This window comes from Shewanella sp. SG41-4 (genome assembly GCF_014164505.1).
In the GTDB taxonomy this organism is placed as follows: Bacteria; Pseudomonadota; Gammaproteobacteria; order Enterobacterales; family Shewanellaceae; genus Shewanella.
On the sequence record NZ_JACJFI010000066.1, the window covers coordinates 1 to 17,513 of the forward strand.

Genomic DNA, 17,513 nt, shown 5'->3' on the forward strand with positions numbered 1-17,513 from the left:
AAGGTATTTTTTATTATTTTTTGTATTTAGCTAGCAAATTATCAAACCGTGCTTTTTGTGTTTATCACAGTTTGGTATGGTTCATCGATTGTAAAAAAACAATCTGATAACAATCAGAATAATTTCAATATGGTTATTTATTGCTGTGCAGCTTTCATACTCCAAGACATGCCAGTGGCATAGCGATGGGCAAAACCTTTCCAAGCAGCAGTTGGATTGCCTTGTTGATCTTGCTCATTAGACTGAGTGTTTAATTGTAGGTATGAACACTTATCTTGTTGATTTTTAATATGACAATCCATCATCGCTAATGCAAAGTGCTTATTAATAGTATTAAGCTGTGTTGTGTCCCAGGCGGGTTCAAAATAGTGGCCTAAATCTATTTCATTTTGGTAAGCCACTTTAGGTGCTGGATGTGGGGCGATATTATGGCGAGCATTATGATAGGTGAGCATATAGGTATGTTCACCGCCAGTTTGCTGGTATAGCGATTGAATGCCTTTATAACCAGAAATATCATCAAGATCACCAGTAACATACAGCGTTGGGATGGTTATTTTGGCTAATGCTATTGGGTCAAATAGCTGATAGTTGCCTCCCCAGGGGGCCATAGCAATCATGGCTTTCCATTTAGGGTCTACTGTTACAGGGGCTGTTTGGCCACCAGCACAGGTGTTGAGTAAGGTAATGGCACCATTGATAACATTTTGGTCTTTGCTGCCGGTAAAGGTAGCAGCAGTTTGTGGGTTAAATTGATAACAGCCGCCGACAGTGTTGACCGCACCATAGCCGCCCATTGAATAGCCAATTAAGCCAGCTCGTTTGGTGTCGATAATACTGCTGGCAAAATTGTCACTGCCAGTAAAATAATCAAGGGTAAACTGTTGATCACGCGAACGGTTTAATAACGTACTAAAAAACCCGCTAAACGGGGCATTAACCATGTCGACGTCAGCATTGGTTGAGTCGGTGTGATCCAGTGCCGCAACAATATATCCGTGTGACGCTAGATGCTCAGCTAAGTAAAACATAATGGTGCGATAGCCAGTATAACCATGGGATAACACAATGAGTGGAAATGGCTGATCTGTTAATTTGACCACTTCTGCGTCACGAGTGGCATTGCCTTGCAGTGAAAATGGTAATCCTAAACGGGTTTCATCATTATAAACGGCATTTAATACAGCTGGTTGGTTTTGCTTGGTCGCGGCAGTTTTGTTACTTGGGTACCACACTTCAACTTTGAGTTTTCTGTCTTCAGGTCTTTGTGTGTTGGGGTTGAATTGATTTTTATGAATTAAGTTAACGGTTTTAACACCAACTTGATAAAGCCCTGTTTGCGCCAGCTCTGGCAACGCTTCCTTTGGCAGTGTGTTGGGGTAAAGCTGTTCGGCAGCGAGTATGGTATTTTGTGTGCTACTGCCTGTTGCGTCTGCGGCAATGGCGCTTGAGTGGGTGCCTAAACATAACAATGCGATAGAAATAAGTGATTTGGTCATCATTAAAGCTGTCCTTTTCAGTAATGCATGTTCTTGAACATGAGCTGCTTTACTTGGTTATTTTTATTATGAGATGTGGGCGAGTTATCAGCCCACATCATTTGTTTGTTATCGACTAATTTGATGGGTTACTGCGTAAATTCTTCTACAGTTAATCCTTTGCCTGCAGTGCAGACGTAAATGTCCGCTTGCAAATTAAACTGCGCAAAATACTGCAAATCAACCGCTTGTTTGATCGCGGCTACGTCTTCATTACGGCATAAACACACTATCGCGCCACCAAATCCACCACCGGTCATGCGCACGGCGCCTCTGTCAGCTAAAGCTTGTTGGCAAATTTGCACTAAACCATCGGTTGCAGGGACTGTTACTTCAAAATCATGCTTTAACGATTGATGTGATGCGGTCATTAAAATGCGCAGTTGTTCGATGTCATTACTGGCTAAGGCTTTTGTTGCGGCAATGACGCGGGCATTTTCAGTGATGACATGGTGAGCTCGGGAGAATTCATTCGCGCTCATTTGTGGCTTAGTTTGCATTAACAACGCTAAGTCAGCATCGCGCAGGGTGGTTAAGCCCATTTTACTGGCGGCTTGCTCGCAATCGATCCGGCGTTGGTTGTATTCACTGTCGACCAATTTTCTGGGATAGTTCGAGTTAACAATCACAATCGATAAGTCTGTTGGAATCGTTACCGATTGTGTGTGTAAGTTTTGGCAATCAATTAATAACGCTTGGTCCTGTTGACCTTTAGCTGAAATTAACTGGTCCATAATGCCGCACTGACAATCCATAAAATCATTTTCGGCTTGTTGGCCGAATAAGGCGATTTGTTCTTCGGTTAAATTTAGGCCACAAACATGATTAAACATCCCCGCAATCGCCACTTCTAGTGCTGCCGAAGATGATAAACCACTGCCTTGTGGCACATTACTTTCAATTAATAAATCGACACCTTGTAGCTGGTGGCCTGCACGGTTAAGCACAAATGCTACGGCACGGATGTAGTTGCCCCATTGTGATTGGCCAGCACTAATCCGTTGATTAACTTCAAAGCTTTCTTGTTCATTCGGATACATGGTTGAAAGCACATTAACCATGTTGTCGTTACGTATACGATAGAAAACTTGAGTTCGGAAAGTAAGTGCGCAGGGTAATACGAAACCTTGATTGTAGTCGGTGAATTCACCAATTAAATTAACCCGACCAGGGGCGCTGACGACACCTTGTGGTAATGATGAAAACTGCTGCTGATAGAATGCCTGTAGCGCGTCGTTATTCATTATTGTTTCCTTGATAGTAATGGATGTCGCTGGCATTTTGTAAAATTTTAGCAGCTGTTTCTGGGCTTAAATCACGTTGACTTTCGGCAAGCATCTCGTAGCCGACCATGTGTTTTTTTACGGTGGCAGAGCGTAATAGTGGTGGATAAAAATGGGCATGTAAGCGCCAATGGCTATTGCCGTCAAGTTTACTTGGTGCGCTGTGCCAACCCATTGAATACGGGAAGCTGCAATTAAACACATTGTCGTAACGGGTGGTGAGTATCTTAATTGCTTGGGCTAAAGCGGTGGACTGCGCATCGGTTAGCTCACCAAAGTGGCGCACATCATCTTTGCATACGAGTAAGGTTTCAAAAGGCCATGCGGCCCAAAATGGTACAACCACTAGCCAGTGGTCATTTTGATAAACAACTCGCTCACCGTCGGCAACTTCATGTTTAACATAATCGCCGAGCAAATTGCCGCCATGACGTTTTTGGTAGTTGCGCTGGTTATCTTCTTCTAACTGTATTTCGGTCGACAAATGGTTGTGCGCCCATACTTGTCCATGTGGATGAGGTTGCGAGCATCCCATCACTTCACCTTTGTTTTCGAAGATATGAACACATGAATATTGCGCAGATAATTCGATATAGTTCTGTTTCCAGGCATCAACCACATCATTAATCTCAGCCACGGATAATTCTGGTAAGGTTTTATTGTGCTTAGGTGAGAAACAAATCACTCGGCATTCGCCAGTCGCTTGCTCTATTTCAAATAATGGATTGTCATGATTGAGCACGGCGGAATGATCTGTTTCTGGTGACGTTAGTGCGCCAAAGTCGTTGGTAAACACAAAGGTTTTATCATATGCAGGGTTATTACTGTCGTTAGCACGATGATTACCGGGACACAAAGGGCATGTTTTATCGTACTCTGGTAAATTTGATGGGGCATTTTTTTCTGTCGCACCTAACCAAGGACGATTATTTCGATGCGGCGACACTAGCACCCAATTACCCGTTAACGGATTTTTTCGTCTGTGGGTAAATTCAAACTGACTCATGGCAATCCCTTTCATCTATATGTGTCTGGAGCAATAACCAGAAAGTGCAGAATATTATCTCAATGGTACTGTAGATAAATTATGCAAATTTAATTTATATGATAAATACTACTATTAAGTATTTTATTTAACAAGATGTAATCAATTTAGACAAGATCTTTCTAATTCAGCTTGTCAATTGATGGTCTGTCACTCTATGATGTTGCTAATATATATTATTTATCATATTTATTTTAGTAGTGGGATACGTAAATGGAAGCCGATATAGAAATTGTTGATGTTGTCGTGATTGGTGGCGGCATAAACGGTGTTGGAATAGCGGCCGATGCAGTGGGGCGTGGTTTACGTGTCTTACTGTGTGAACAGAATGACTTAGCGTCTGCAACTTCATCAAATAGCAGCAAACTTATCCATGGTGGGCTTCGGTACCTAGAGCATTATGAGTTCCGTTTGGTTAAAGAAGCATTAGCCGAACGTGAAGTGTTGCTTAAAAAGGCTCCTCATTTAATCACTCCGTTGACATTTAGGCTTCCCCATCAGTCTCATTTACGTCCTGCGTGGATGATCCGTCTTGGGTTGTTTTTATATGACAATTTAGCGTCTCGTGTCACTCTGAATGCATCAAAAAAAATTAACTTCACACAAGATAGCCCATTAAAACCTGAAATTACTCAAGGGTTTGAGTATTCTGATGCTTGGGTCGATGACTCTCGTTTAGTGGTATTAAATGCCCTTGCAGCAAAAGAATTAGGGGCACAAATTTTTACTCAAACTCGCTGTATTAGTGCCGAACGCGATAATGGTATCTGGAAACTCACCTTGCAACATCAAGGGGATAAGTCATTACGGCAGGTGCATGCAAAAAGTGTTGTTAATGCTTCTGGACCTTGGGTGTCGAGCTTATTTGCAAATGTATTAAAGCAGCCCTCACCGCAAAAAATTCGTTTAGTAAAAGGTAGCCATATTGTGGTGCCTAAAATTCATCAACAACCACATGCTTATATTTTGCAAAATGTCGATCAGCGAATTGTATTTGTGATTCCATTTGAAGACGACTTTTCTCTGATTGGTACTACCGATGTTGATTTTACTGGCGACCCTAAAGATGTACGTATCGACCAGCAAGAAATTGATTACCTGATTAGCATCACCAATCACTATTTTAAAAGCACCATTAGCGAACAGGATATTGTGCACACGTTCTCTGGGGTGAGACCATTAATGGATGACGAGTCTGATTCGGCGCAGTCGGTAACTCGTGATTACACCTTTATTGTCGATGCCCCTAAAGATAAGGCGCCGTTATTGTCAGTATTTGGCGGCAAAATTACGACATATCGCAAACTGGCGGAAGCTGCAGTAAATCGATTAAAACCTTTCCACCCTCAAATGGGTAAACCTTGGACAGCAACTCAAGCGCTACCAGGCGGTGATTTTACTGATTTAGGCGAGCTTAATCGGATTTATCAGCAACAATATCCTTGGATAAGTACACAATCTATTAATCGTTTACTACGTACTTACGGAACCCGTACTCAATACATTTTAAATGATGCCGCGAGCAGCGAGGCATTGGGGATTGATTTTGGTCATGGTTTATATCAAGCGGAAGTCGATTATGTTATTACCAATGAATGGGCCAGTTGTAGTGCAGATATTTTATGGCGACGGACTAAGCTAGGCTTGCATTTTACTGAGGAACAGCAGCAAGTACTGAGTGATTATGTCGCGAGTAAGCAAGACGTTGCACCAGAGGTTGTTGCAGATGTGAGTTAACCTAAACGGGTTAACTCTAGCACCCTAAATGATAAAAAGTTTGGGGTGTTTTTTTATCAGCCATTGATGAGATTTACGATTGGTTGATGTTGATACTACAAGGTGTGTCGACGATTCCAGTAACGTGATGTAACTGATAAATAAACACGTTACCCGATAATGGATAATCAACAAGTTGCTGTTGAGTCAGTTCAATGCGCGATGTTGTTATAATTAACCAGTCTAAATTGGGACCACCGATGGCGACACTAGAGGGTTGTATTGCAGGTAAAATTAATTTTTCAACTATATGACCATCTGGATGATAACGTACTACGCTATGATCGCCCCATTGTGCATTCCACATAAAGCCATGTGCATCAATAGTTGAACCATCAGGAAATACATGATCTGCTGTGGTTGCAAACAGGGTTTTATCCGTTAATGTTTTGTGTGTTGGGTCATAGCGATATTGATGGATACAATGTCTTTCAGAGTCTGCGTGGTACATAATGTTACCGTCAGGGCTCCAACACAAGCCATTAGAGATCAAAATATCTTCAATGGTTTTATGGCATTCACCCTGATTATCTATCCGGTATAAGTTGCCTTGTTGATGTTGATCATGACGGGTTTCAACCATAGTTCCCGCCCAAAAATGTCCACTGCGATCGGTGCGGCCATCATTAAAACGGTTACCTTTCTGGGCTACTTCAGGCTGGCTAAGCCATGTTAATGCATGTGTATCGAGATGATACAAAGCAAAACCTTGCTCAAAGGCGACAATTAACTGGAATGTTTGCTGCCCTGCTAAAAATGCAAAGCTGCCAATGCGATACGGTAAGCTGTATTGATCGTGCAGCTGAGTCTCGACACTGTATTTGTGAATTGTTCCTTGTATGATATCGATCCAATAAATGGCTTGTTGTTGCGGGTGCCATAAGGCATTTTCACCCAAATCATTTTGTGATGGGATAACCTGTATAAGCTCGCCGATGCATTGGGTTAGTGTATTATTCATCTGTCGAATTATGTGCGTGTTGGTACACAACATTAAATCCTGCCAATGTCGCGTCTGTGACATCCCATAATGTTGTATTGATATTGTAGTGATGCAATACTTCGATAAAACATTGGCTTAAGTGAGGTGGACCGATAATCGCCACCGATTCTAAGTCTGTGAATTGCCATTCTTGCGCGCTCATCGCTGCGCGAACATCACTTCCAATCAATAGCCCTGATAAATATGCGTGTGCTTGTTTGGTTGAGTAATCCTCAAAAAGCTGCTTACTGCGAACGCTATATAAACCGTGATAAAAATTATCGTGAGTTGATGACAAGATAAAATCAGCACCCTCAATAAATGCGCCAAAATCAAAGTCTAAATCCGATACTTTTTCTTGGATCAGTACGCTGTTAGATGACAATAGGTCATACAGTTCACCTGTTAGCGCAGTCTTAAATAAAATGACTTTACCTTCTTCAATTAGCACCCATTTAGTATGAGTTCCTGGCAAGCATACAAGATGCCGACCAACTAGATGCTGTGGTGCCATCGCAAGCCAGCCGAGTAAATGAAATTCTTCTCCACGCATTGAGTCATGGAGTTGGTTATAAAGTTGGCAACTTAAACCTGGAAATATGGTGACTTGATGACCTTTACTATCAAAGCGTGTTCCAGCTGTGATCACTTCTTTGGGAGAAATGGGGCAAGCAAGATATTGAGTTTCTTTCCAGCCAATGCTTGAACCTATTTGACCAATCATCAATATGGGTAATTTACCAAAACGATTAGCCCAAGGAGCAATACTGTCCATTAATGTGGTTTCAAAGTCAGTTTGAATTTTTTTCACGCCGACATTATTGGCTTGTTCAAGCACGACTAATGGTTTACCGAATTCGGCTAAACATAAGTAAGCACGTAAATGGCTTGTGCCCCAATCGATAGCAATAAAATGTTGATATTTAGCAAGCAAGCTAAGCTCTCCCACCGTCAATATTGATACACTGACCGGTGATCAATTCACTATTGTTTGAGGCTAAAAACAGGGCTAGTTTGGCGACATCTTGTGGGGTAATTCGGCGTTTTAATGCCATCGCATCAGTCCATTTTTGCTCTTCTTGTTCGGTTAGCCAGCTGGCAAGCTGCTTTTCGGTAGCGACCCAACCGGGCAAAATGGCATTGACACGGATACCTGATTCTCCAAACTCACGCGACAATGAGCGTGTCATTCCAATTAAGCCTGCTTTAGCCGTCACGTAGCCAGTCATTTGTTGTGAGCCTAATAGCGCGGTGATTGAACTGAAATTGATAATGCTACCTGAGTGCTGTTGCTTCATTAAAATATAAGCGGCTTGAGATGCAAAAAAAGCAGGATCTAAATTAATTTGCATACACTTGTGCCAGTCGTGTGCCGAAATCGTTTCGACATCTTGGCGCGCATCATTAGCGACATTATTTATCAGTACGTCAAAGCGACCAAAGTGTTCACCCACATCTCTAATGGCTTGCTGTAATGATTCAGAATCGGTGGCATCGATAGCGCGAAACCAAATTGATGAAGCATCAATTTTGGCCATTTTGCTAAGTAGATTGGCTGCTGTTTTATGATCGATATCAATAAAAGCCACTTTAGCTTGTTGATGTATGAAGGCTTCGACCATTGATGCACCAATGCCACTGGCACCGCCGGTAATAAAGATGACTTTGTCTTTCAAGTCTTGATATTGGGTTAACAAACTCACTTATAACGCTCCAAACCTATTTTTATGATTATGGTTAACTAGCGGTATTTGTTGGATTTAATGATTAATCCGAAAAATATTTATGGTTATTATGTCTATTTCTAACATTAACACCACTGAAAACAAAGTTATATCGTAATCGCATTTAAATATGATATAACAGATTTATGTACTGAATATTGGACAGTAAAAGCATGAACAATTCTCCACGTCAAAATTTAACACATCAATTAACTCACGATTTGGGCATTGCCATTGTAAAAGGGGTTTACCCTGTTGGCGAAGGTTTACCCTCTGAAGCTGATTTGTGTATTGAATATGATGTTAGCCGTAGCTCAACGCGTGAAGCAGTAAAAATGCTGTCTGCAAAAGGCCTTATTTCATCTCGGCCAAAGCAAGGTATTCGCGTGTTGCCTGAAAGCAATTGGAACATGTTTGATACCGACGTATTAAAATGGATTTTAAGCAGTAAACCGTCATTGTCATTACTGAAAGAGTTTACTCAGGTAAGGGTTGCGCTAGAACCGCAAGCGGCGGCACTTGCGGCAATGAACGCATCCGATGAGCAATTAGCGTCTATCGAAAAAGCTCTCGAACGTATGGTTGAAGCTGAACAGGGTTTAGATGACCCGTTAGAAGCTGATATTGCATTTCATACCAGTATTCTAATCGCCAGTGGTAACCGATTTTTTGTACAATTAACCGAGTTTATTGGTACGGCACTCAGGGTGAGTATTCGTTACACCAACAAGATTAAAGGTGTGCCCGGTGCGGATGTGAAAAAGCATGCCGAAATTTTTAATGCCATTAAAGCGCGCAATCCTGAATTGTCCCGAGCTGCGGTTTCAATGATTTTAGATGAAGCCCTTGAGTTAATTGAATCAAAGCTCTAGTGGATGATTAGGCGTTATTGAACAGTGCAACGGGTTTACTCATTATCGAAGCCGATGTATTGATAAATAAACGCAAAAACCATTATCCCCGTAAAAAGAGCACCTATAAAGGTGCTCTTTTGCTTAATGGGGATAAAATAAGACGCCCTATAAAAGAGGCGCGCTATAAAGTGTTACTTCACTTCGTTTAACTCAAAAATCAACGACGTTTGCGGGAAAGTGATCGGTAACTGCATACCGAAGGTCATTAATGCCTCACCGCTAAAGGTTTGGTTGCTAATGACACTTAACACCGATGGCGAATAAAATGAAAACGCTGACGGCCACACAAGTGATAAGGTGTAATCTTTGTCGGCATCTAACCCTACAAAATGATATTTTGGCGGATTGGTGCGTTGGGTTTCTTTAACACTGTTATAAGCAAACAAGGCTTGGCTTTGGTCGGTATTAACAATACCAAAGTTGATTGAGTCGCCATCGCTGTCTAATCGTACCAACTTGCCACTGTGAATTAGCTGACGATGCTGTTTGTGCAGTTTGATTATTTGCTGTAATTGCTCACGTTCATCATGAGTTAACTCACGAGGATCCATTTCAATCCCCATGTGACCAAAGAAGGCTACTGCTGCTCGCATGGCAATATTGATGTTTCGTCCAGTAATGTGGCAATCGCGTGGACCAACATGTGCCCCCATCACTTCCGCTGGGAAAAGAACGAACAACCACGTTGAATGGTAAGCCTGTCTAGAGCGTCATTTGAATCTGAAGTCCATACTCTGTCAGTGTGTTGTAGTACCCCGTAATCAACCCGTGCACCACCAGAAGAACAACTTTCAATTTCAATGTGTGGATGACTATCTTTAAGGCGCTTGATTAAAGCATAAGCGGCCTTAGTTTGTTGATGTACTGCCGGTTTACCCAATAAATTCCCCGCATGGTTAAGATCGCGGTTCATGTCCCATTTGAGGTAGAGAATTTGTGGGTATTCAACCAATATATCGTTAATCGCATTAAACAGATAGTCAGTCACGGCTGGGTTCGTCATGTCTAGCACTAGCTGTTTTCTAAATTGCAGTTGCTCGTTACCTTGGGTTTGCAGCGCCCATTCAGGGTGGTTGCGATATAAATCGCTGTCTGGATTAACCATTTCAGGTTCAAACCATAAACCAAATTCCATGCCCACTTTATTAACATGATCAATCAGTGGTTGCAGTCCGTCTGGGTAAATTTCACGATCAACAGTCCAGTCACCTAAACCGGCAAAGTCACCACGGCGACCTTTAAACCAGCCGTCATCGAGTACAAATCGTTCTGCGCCAATGTCCGCCGCTTGGGTCGCTAATGATTGTAAAACAGCAACATCATGGTCAAAGTAAATTCCTTCCCAAGTGTTGTAGTGCACTGGGCGTGGCTTTTGACGGACTTTATCAGTGATCAATGATTGGCGTACATACTGATGAAAATGGTGCGACAAACCACTAAAACCTTGATTAGAGTAAGCGGTATACAATGTTGGACTAGTATAAGATTCATTAGGGGCTAAGGCCAACTCACCAGGCATTAATAGCTCTCCTAGCTGAGCATAACTTCGACCTTCTGCCAGTAATTCGGCACGCATTTTATGGTTGCCACTCCACCCTAAATGAAAACCATAACACTCGCCGCCTTGCTCATGGGTGAATTTGTTATGCATCACCATGCCTGGGAAATTGTCGTGCGACGTTTTACCTTTACGGTTTTCACGCACAAAGCTGCCTAAGAACATATCAAAGGATTTACGTTGAAACTCGTTCGACCATCGGCCTTCAAACGACATTATTTGGTCAATATGCAGTGGCATCGGGATGGTTGGTGCTGCACACCAATTCACATTGACCGAACTTTGGCCTAGGTTGGTTAATTCGGTTGTCGCACTGAGTACGTCGCTGCGAGGGTCAAGCAGTAAGTGATGTTTAACGCTTAGCTGACGTAGGGTATCTACTGACTCGAAATACACTTCGTTTTCATTCGGTTGACTAACTTGTGTTAATGCACCACCGATTGACCATGCGATGTTGTTATCAAAAATTTCAATACCAGGTGCACCGGTAAAACCTTCACCCATTAACGGCGATAATGAAATAGGTGCTTCAACAACAACTGAGCATTTAGCTTCTTGTCGGGTGCTTAACCGTTTCATCATGTCAAAGCTGGTCTTTTCTGATAACTTTTTACCAAAATACAAAATGGCAGGGGTCTTGTTTAGGCAATCAACGATCAAACTAGTATGTTGGCCATTAAGCAAAACGAACTGGGGATGTGACATGATATTGTCCTTGATTGACGTTTTTGTGTTTATACACACTGATTAACCATACATATTCGAATGTGCTGGATTGAGCCAGTAACATTCTGCAGTGTGTTGATGATGATATTCTGATTATTTTAAAATACTATATATCATATAAATACTGGGTTAGTATATTGATCGTCATTAAAAAGTGGTCAAATAACCCCGTGATTTTGCTTGTGACAGTAGGATAGAACCTTAACAATATCCTATGTTCGAGCCAACGGTTTTACGCACTATATATTGGAGATTAACATGTTAGGAGTTTGCTACTACCCTGAGCATTGGCCTGAATCTATGTGGCAACAAGACGCAAAAGAAATGCGTCAGCTTGGATTACAGTATGTGCGTATTGGCGAGTTTGCGTGGTCTAGAATTGAGACCCGTGATGGTGAGTATTCTTTTGAGTGGCTAGATCGTGCCATTGAGACATTAGTGAGCGAAGGGCTGCAAGTGATTATGTGCACGCCAACGGCTACGCCTCCTAAATGGTTAATCGACAAATATCCAGACATTTTGCCTGTCGACATTAAAACGGGCACCACCCGTGGCTTTGGTTCGCGCCGTCATTATGATTTTTCAAGTGATAACTACTTTCGTGAAGCAATGCGTATCTCTAGCGTTATTGCACAACGCTATGGTCAACATCCTGGCATCTGTGGCTGGCAAACGGACAACGAGATTGCTTGTCACGATACTACTCATAGTGGCTCATTGGTGGCTAAGTCAGCATTTCAACAGTGGTGTAAAGCCTATTATCACAACAATATTGAAAAGCTCAATATTGCATGGGGTAATGTTTTCTGGTCGATGGAATATCAAGATTTTGAACAAATCGAATTACCTATTCTAGCGGTAACTGAAACCAATCCTGCTCATCAACTGGCTTACCGTCGTTTTAGTTCTGTTCAAGTGGTGAAGTTTCATGATGCAATGGTTGAGATCATTCGTGCTCACGCGCCAAATCGTTTTGTTACCCATAATTTTATTCCATTGGTCGATACCCAAACCGATAACTTTGCATTAGCGAAAAACCTCGATTTTGTCAGTTACGACAATTACCCGCTCGGTCGTTCTGATATGTTTTTTAAACATATGCCAGCAGAACAATTTAAACCGTACATGCGTACCGGACACCCTGACTTTTCTAGCTACTCGTTTGATCAAAGCCGTGGTGTAAGCAATAAGAATTTTTGGGTAATGGAGCAACAACCTGGGCCTGTAAATTGGGCTCATCACAATCCTCGTCCAGAAAAAGGCATGGTAAGACTGTGGTCATGGCAGGCGTTTGCCCATGGTGCCGACTGTGTGTGTTATTTCCGTTGGCGCCAAGTACCGTTTGCTCAAGAGCAAATGCACGCTGGCATTAAACGTAACGACAATTCAAAAGCAGCAGCTTGGGCTGAAGTTGAGCAAATGCGTGACGAGTTGGCCAAAGTCGACTTTACCATTAGCGATCCTGTGCAAGCCAAAGTAGCAATAGTGACAGGTGCTAACAGTCAGTGGGTGACCGAGATTGAACGCCAAGGTGACAGTTACAATCATCAACGCGTTGAGTTTGCTTATTACTCGGCATTACGTCAGTTAGGGTTAGCTGTAGATTTTGTCTCTGTAGATCATGATTTGACACAGTATGTTTTAGTTGTCGCACCGTGTTTACCTATTGTGCCGCAAGCCTTTGTTGATAAATGTCAGCAAGCCAACGTACATTTAGTTATTGGTCCACGCTCAGGCAGCAAAACGGATGAATTGTCATTGGTGCCTACGTTGGCGCCAGGGTTATTCCAAGCATTAGTCCCTGTACGGGTATTATCAACTGAAACCATTCGTCCAGACTGCAGTGAACTATTGCATTTTAATGGGGTTGAGTTTGAAAGCCAGTGCTGGCGAGAAGAGCTAGAACTCAGCGATGGTGTTGATGTGGTGGCGACTTATCATGATGGTAGTCCTGCTGTGGCTCGACATCAAAACAGCAGTTATGTGGCAACATTGACCTGTGATGGATTCTTACTCGAGTACTTTAAAATGCTTGCGGTAGAGTTAGGATTAACCACATTAGTATTACCTAAAGATGTGCGTATTGTGCAACGTGGTCATTATGCCTACCTGTTTAACTATGCCGGTTATTCGCAAACTGTACCAAGTGAGTTACAAGGCCAATACGTTTTAGGCAGTGCAAACCTTGCTGCTTACGATGTTGCTATCATTAAACTCGTATAGGGTAGCAACAAGTATATGTTAGTAATATTATGGCCATCAATGTGGCCATGATCTTAGCTCACAAGCTGTATTGACTCTGTTGTTATTTCAGTTTGTTGCATCTTTTTCAACTCAATGTTTTTCCACACCTTGTCATGAAAGTAGAACACAACTGTATTAACGGCAGGTTCAAGCAGGGCAATGGTACCACCGATAATAATACTACCGGTTAATAGGTAGGTAATCGTAAAAGCCACACTGAAGTGTAAAATGGCAAAGCTGATTGTCTTTTTCATGATGAATCCCCTGTTTGATTTATTTAAATGATAACAGTTCTCATTATCATGTAAAGAGGGTTGATTCGATTATTGCAAATGAAAATTTCGATTACGTTTGTGATTTTTAATATTGAAAACAATAAAGGCCCTAAAAAGGGCCTTCCATTACAGTTAATAACATGAATTAATTCAGGCGATAACAACAGATATTGTGATTAGTAATGCCAAGGGAAACGTGAAAAGTCTTGATCACGTTTTTCTAAAAAGGCATCGCGACCTTCTTGAGCTTCTTCACTAGCGTAAGCTAAGCGTGTTGCTTCACCAGCAAACAGTTGTTGGCCCACCAAACCATCATCAGCCATATTAAAGCCATATTTAAGCATACGCATTGCCGTGGGGGATTTAGAGTTAATCTCTTTGGCCCAAGCTAAGGCTTCAGTTTCTAGTTCGGCATGTGGAATGGCACGGTTTACCATACCCATATTAAATGCCTCTTCTGCAGAGTAATTAAACCCAAGAAAGAAGATTTCGCGGGCACGCTTCTGACCAATCATCTTGGCTAAATAAGCACTGCCATATCCGGAGTCAAAACTGCCTACATCAGGGTCGGTTTGCTTGAAAACAGCATGTTCTTTTGACGCCAATGTTAAATCACAAACCACATGTAAACTATGTCCACCACCCACAGCCCAACCAGGCACAACCGCAATGACCACTTTAGGCATGAAGCGGATCATTCGCTGCACTTCTAATATATGCAGACGCCCCATGCGAGCGACATCAGGTGTGCCTTCTTCAGCACCTTCATATTTATAGCCATCTTTACCACGAATACGTTGGTCGCCGCCTGCGCAAAATGAATACTGACCTTTTGCTGATGGACCATTGCCTGTAATGAGTACACAACCTACATCAGACCATTGTCTAGCGTGGTCTAAAGCCATATAGAGCTCGTCTACTGTTTTAGGGCGAAATGAGTTAAGGCAATCAGGCCTGTTTATCGCGATACGCACCGTGCCTTGAGATTTTGCCCGGTGGTAAGTGATGTCTTCAAAATTGAATCCTTCGACAAGATCCCATAACTCAGGGTCAAATATGTCAGATACAAATTCAGTTTGTGATTGTGTCATAAAAAAACCTAGCCCCTATTGCAGATATTACACAAAGGCTAGGCTTATTTGATACTTAGGTCAATTCGTTAGCATAAAACCGTTAACGATCTCGAATTATTAGATTTTATCGCAAATAAATTGCAGATTGTCTTTAGTAAACACAGGGTGGCGAGCACTACTATGACAGTATTGGCTTTTAAACTCGCTAATGGCTTCATTACTGGTGAATACACCATCTAATTCACGAATTTCAATTGTCGATAAACGCTCGTAAATTTCCGTTTTAATTTGTGGAATGTGTTTATCGATTTTAGTGATTTTTGTACCTGTCATCGAATCAAGCTTTTTATCTGCCTTCGTAAACATTGTTTTAATGTCATTAATGGGTTTATCAAGCTTGTCTGTTTCCGTCGCGAAATAATAAATAACTCCCGCGATTATTGCCAATCCTATCCAGCCTCTCATCTTTTTATCCAATAATGTGTTATTACCTATATAATAAGTTAGTTATCGTTCAATATTAAAGCAGTAAGGCTGTAACATGACGACAGAATCCAACCCCAAGGACTTTTCCAAACAACAACGTATTAAAATCCATCAACCAGATGCTAGTAAAGCAGACCGATTCAATCCGCGCAACCGTATTTACGTAAGAGCTGTCGATGGCTTATGGACAACCTTACGACGTTATATGGGTTGGATAGCCATGTTATTCTTCCTACTCCTGCCTTGGTTACCTTGGGGAGACCGTCAAGCCGTTTGGTTTAATCTGGCTGAGCAAAAATTTCATGTCTTTGGTTTAACTATTTGGCCACAAGATCTCACCTTGCTTGCCGCACTCTTTATGATAGCCGCATTTGGGCTGTTTTTCGTTACCACTTATTTAGGTCGAGTGTGGTGTGGCTATACTTGCCCACAAACAGTGTGGACCTTCATCTTTATCTGGTTTGAAGAGAAGTTTGAAGGCGCGCGTAATAAACGAATAAAGCTTGATCAAATGCCATGGAGTGTCAATAAACTGTGGCGTAAAACAGCTAAACATACATCTTGGTTATTAATATCACTATTAACAGCTACAACCTTTGTATCCTACTTTGTGCCAAGCCGTGAACTCTATATTGACTTCTTTACCCTTAATGCTGGTGGCGGGATATATTTTTGGGTGGTGTTCTTCACTATTGCTACTTACGGTAATGCCGGATGGATGCGTGAGATCATGTGTATTCACATGTGTCCCTATGCCCGCTTCCAAGCTGCCATGTTTGATAAAAATACTTATATAGTAGGCTACGACACTCAACGCGGAGAAACCCGTGGTCCTCGTACACGTAAACAAGATCCTAAAGAGATGGGTTTAGGCGACTGTATTGACTGTGACTTGTGTGTACAAGTGTGCCCAACTGGAATCGATATTCGTAATGGTCTGCAATACGAATGTATTAACTGTGGTGCTTGTATCGATGCATGCGATAACACTATGGAACGAATGGGATACGATAAAGGTTTAATCAGTTACACAACAGAAAACAAACTTGATGGTGTGCAAGAAAAGGTACTACGACCTAAGTTAGTGGGTTACGGTGTGGTGCTCACGGTAATGATATTAATCTTCGTCTATGCCAGCGCAACGATTGCACCAGTACGTATGGATGTCATTAGAGATAGAAACTCACTTTATCGAGAAAATAACCAGGGCAATACAGAAAATACCTTTACGATTAAAATTCTCAATAAAACAGAGCAACCGCAAGAATATGAGCTAAGCGTCGAAGGTTTGCCTAATGCCAGATGGATTGGCCCACAGCATGTATCGATAGAAGCGGGTGAAGTATTAACCCTGCCAATTAGTATTGCAGTTGATCCTATTGAGTTGAAGAGAAGTATCACCAAAATTGATATCAAAATAACTGCACAAATAGATGGTAGCCCAATAGAAATAAAACAGGAAACTCGATTCTTTGGTGATTAGAACCGAGTGAAATAGCCTAAAAAGGGACGTATAGTCCCTTTTTTGTTCTTTTCGATTGAAAAAGCACCTCTCGGTCATGTTTTTGCAATATTTAGGCTATTTATGCTTGCACAAATAATTAAGCTCCCTATAATGCGCAACCACTGACACGGCATACGTCGCTGGCAGGTTGTAAGGTTCAAATTGAAGTTTACAACGGCGAAAAGAAAGTTTGAAAAAACACTTGACGCCAACACGGGAAAGCGTAGAATACGCACCCCAAGCCAACGACCTAGCGTCTAATGGTGATGTCTGAAAAATTGATATCAACGCTCTTTAACAATCTAAACAAGAAATCTGTGTGGACATTCACAGGTATTGAGTTATTCGAAATTGTCTTCTGTTCTTCGGAATGTTGGCAATCAAA

13 protein-coding genes and 1 pseudogene are annotated in these 17,513 nt (G+C 41.9%); 4 read left to right on the plus strand and 10 right to left on the minus strand.

Going from position 1 to position 17,513, the window contains the following annotated elements; genetic code table 11:
- Nucleotides 1-137: 137 nt before the first annotated feature.
- From H5202_RS08525 to H5202_RS08535, 3 genes are all read right to left on the minus strand, one after another.
- Nucleotides 138-1,499 (minus strand): poly(ethylene terephthalate) hydrolase family protein, encoded by a 1,362-nt coding sequence (locus H5202_RS08525; RefSeq protein ID WP_182771714.1) that lies wholly within the window; start codon nucleotides 1,497-1,499, stop codon nucleotides 138-140.
- A 128-nt stretch (nucleotides 1,500-1,627) separates the two neighbouring features.
- Nucleotides 1,628-2,782, minus strand: coding sequence for a galactokinase (gene galK, locus H5202_RS08530; RefSeq protein ID WP_182771705.1), 1,155 nt, complete (start codon nucleotides 2,780-2,782; stop codon nucleotides 1,628-1,630).
- Complete coding sequence (locus H5202_RS08535; RefSeq protein ID WP_182771706.1) at nucleotides 2,775-3,827, minus strand: UDP-glucose--hexose-1-phosphate uridylyltransferase; 1,053 nt, start codon at nucleotides 3,825-3,827, stop codon at nucleotides 2,775-2,777. Before H5202_RS08535 ends, galK begins: the two co-directional genes overlap by 8 nt.
- Before the next feature lie 252 nt (nucleotides 3,828-4,079).
- On the opposite strand from H5202_RS08535, the gene glpD reads away from it, so the two are divergent.
- On the plus strand, nucleotides 4,080-5,603 hold the full coding sequence (gene glpD / locus H5202_RS08540) for a glycerol-3-phosphate dehydrogenase (protein WP_182771707.1): 1,524 nt from the start codon (nucleotides 4,080-4,082) through the stop codon (nucleotides 5,601-5,603).
- Between the two features lie 73 nt (nucleotides 5,604-5,676).
- On the opposite strand, the gene H5202_RS08545 is transcribed toward glpD, so the two are convergent.
- Genes H5202_RS08545 through H5202_RS08555 form a run of 3 tightly spaced genes read right to left on the minus strand, consistent with a single transcriptional unit; the run spans nucleotide 5,677 to nucleotide 8,327 of the window.
- Nucleotides 5,677-6,603, minus strand: coding sequence for an SMP-30/gluconolactonase/LRE family protein (locus H5202_RS08545; protein ID WP_182771708.1), 927 nt, complete (start codon nucleotides 6,601-6,603; stop codon nucleotides 5,677-5,679).
- Nucleotides 6,596-7,558, minus strand: a complete 963-nt coding sequence (locus H5202_RS08550; protein ID WP_182771709.1) for a 2-dehydro-3-deoxygalactonokinase — start codon at nucleotides 7,556-7,558, stop codon at nucleotides 6,596-6,598. Before H5202_RS08550 ends, H5202_RS08545 begins: the two co-directional genes overlap by 8 nt.
- A gap of 1 nt (nucleotide 7,559) precedes the next feature.
- The gene (locus H5202_RS08555; protein WP_336244786.1) at nucleotides 7,560-8,327 is read right to left on the minus strand and encodes an SDR family NAD(P)-dependent oxidoreductase; all 768 of its coding nucleotides are present in this window, start codon (nucleotides 8,325-8,327) and stop codon (nucleotides 7,560-7,562) included.
- Nucleotides 8,328-8,521: 194 nt separating this feature from the next.
- Here H5202_RS08555 and H5202_RS08560 point away from each other — a divergent pair, with 194 nt between their 5' ends.
- Nucleotides 8,522-9,220: a FadR/GntR family transcriptional regulator gene (locus H5202_RS08560; protein ID WP_182771710.1), complete on the plus strand. Its 699-nt coding sequence runs from the start codon at nucleotides 8,522-8,524 to the stop codon at nucleotides 9,218-9,220.
- A gap of 173 nt (nucleotides 9,221-9,393) precedes the next feature.
- Here H5202_RS08560 and H5202_RS08565 read toward each other — a convergent pair.
- Nucleotides 9,394-11,525: pseudogene (locus H5202_RS08565) on the minus strand (alpha-galactosidase).
- Between the two features lie 279 nt (nucleotides 11,526-11,804).
- On the opposite strand from H5202_RS08565, the gene H5202_RS08570 reads away from it, so the two are divergent.
- Nucleotides 11,805-13,769: a beta-galactosidase gene (locus tag H5202_RS08570; protein ID WP_182771711.1), complete on the plus strand. Its 1,965-nt coding sequence runs from the start codon at nucleotides 11,805-11,807 to the stop codon at nucleotides 13,767-13,769.
- Between the two features lie 53 nt (nucleotides 13,770-13,822).
- Here H5202_RS08570 and H5202_RS08575 read toward each other — a convergent pair whose 3' ends face one another.
- From H5202_RS08575 to H5202_RS08585, 3 genes are all read right to left on the minus strand, one after another.
- Nucleotides 13,823-14,044 (minus strand): DUF2061 domain-containing protein, encoded by a 222-nt coding sequence (locus tag H5202_RS08575; RefSeq protein WP_059746129.1) that lies wholly within the window; start codon nucleotides 14,042-14,044, stop codon nucleotides 13,823-13,825.
- A gap of 197 nt (nucleotides 14,045-14,241) precedes the next feature.
- Nucleotides 14,242-15,156, minus strand: a complete 915-nt coding sequence (locus H5202_RS08580; RefSeq protein ID WP_182771712.1) for a 1,4-dihydroxy-2-naphthoyl-CoA synthase — start codon at nucleotides 15,154-15,156, stop codon at nucleotides 14,242-14,244.
- A 99-nt stretch (nucleotides 15,157-15,255) separates the two neighbouring features.
- Nucleotides 15,256-15,603 (minus strand): hypothetical protein, encoded by a 348-nt coding sequence (locus H5202_RS08585; RefSeq protein ID WP_011639434.1) that lies wholly within the window; start codon nucleotides 15,601-15,603, stop codon nucleotides 15,256-15,258.
- A gap of 76 nt (nucleotides 15,604-15,679) precedes the next feature.
- Between H5202_RS08585 and ccoG the strand changes: the two genes are divergently transcribed.
- Complete coding sequence (gene ccoG / locus H5202_RS08590) at nucleotides 15,680-17,107, plus strand: cytochrome c oxidase accessory protein CcoG (protein ID WP_182771713.1); 1,428 nt, start codon at nucleotides 15,680-15,682, stop codon at nucleotides 17,105-17,107.
- Nucleotides 17,108-17,513: the final 406 nt, after the last annotated feature.

What these genes read in the sequence shown, in the direction of transcription:
- H5202_RS08525 (WP_182771714.1), bottom strand. Translation starts at nt 1,499, where the DNA reads ATGACCAAATCACTTATTTCTATCGCATTGTTATGTTTAGGCACCCAC.
- galK (WP_182771705.1), bottom strand. Translation starts at nt 2,782, where the DNA reads ATGAATAACGACGCGCTACAGGCATTCTATCAGCAGCAGTTTTCATCA.
- H5202_RS08560 (WP_182771710.1), top strand. Translation starts at nt 8,522, where the DNA reads ATGAACAATTCTCCACGTCAAAATTTAACACATCAATTAACTCACGAT.
- H5202_RS08545 (WP_182771708.1), bottom strand. Translation starts at nt 6,603, where the DNA reads ATGAATAATACACTAACCCAATGCATCGGCGAGCTTATACAGGTTATC.
- H5202_RS08570 (WP_182771711.1), top strand. Translation starts at nt 11,805, where the DNA reads ATGTTAGGAGTTTGCTACTACCCTGAGCATTGGCCTGAATCTATGTGG.
- glpD (WP_182771707.1), top strand. Translation starts at nt 4,080, where the DNA reads ATGGAAGCCGATATAGAAATTGTTGATGTTGTCGTGATTGGTGGCGGC.
- H5202_RS08580 (WP_182771712.1), bottom strand. Translation starts at nt 15,156, where the DNA reads ATGACACAATCACAAACTGAATTTGTATCTGACATATTTGACCCTGAG.
- H5202_RS08585 (WP_011639434.1), bottom strand. Translation starts at nt 15,603, where the DNA reads ATGAGAGGCTGGATAGGATTGGCAATAATCGCGGGAGTTATTTATTAT.
- H5202_RS08535 (WP_182771706.1), bottom strand. Translation starts at nt 3,827, where the DNA reads ATGAGTCAGTTTGAATTTACCCACAGACGAAAAAATCCGTTAACGGGT.
- H5202_RS08575 (WP_059746129.1), bottom strand. Translation starts at nt 14,044, where the DNA reads ATGAAAAAGACAATCAGCTTTGCCATTTTACACTTCAGTGTGGCTTTT.
- ccoG (WP_182771713.1), top strand. Translation starts at nt 15,680, where the DNA reads ATGACGACAGAATCCAACCCCAAGGACTTTTCCAAACAACAACGTATT.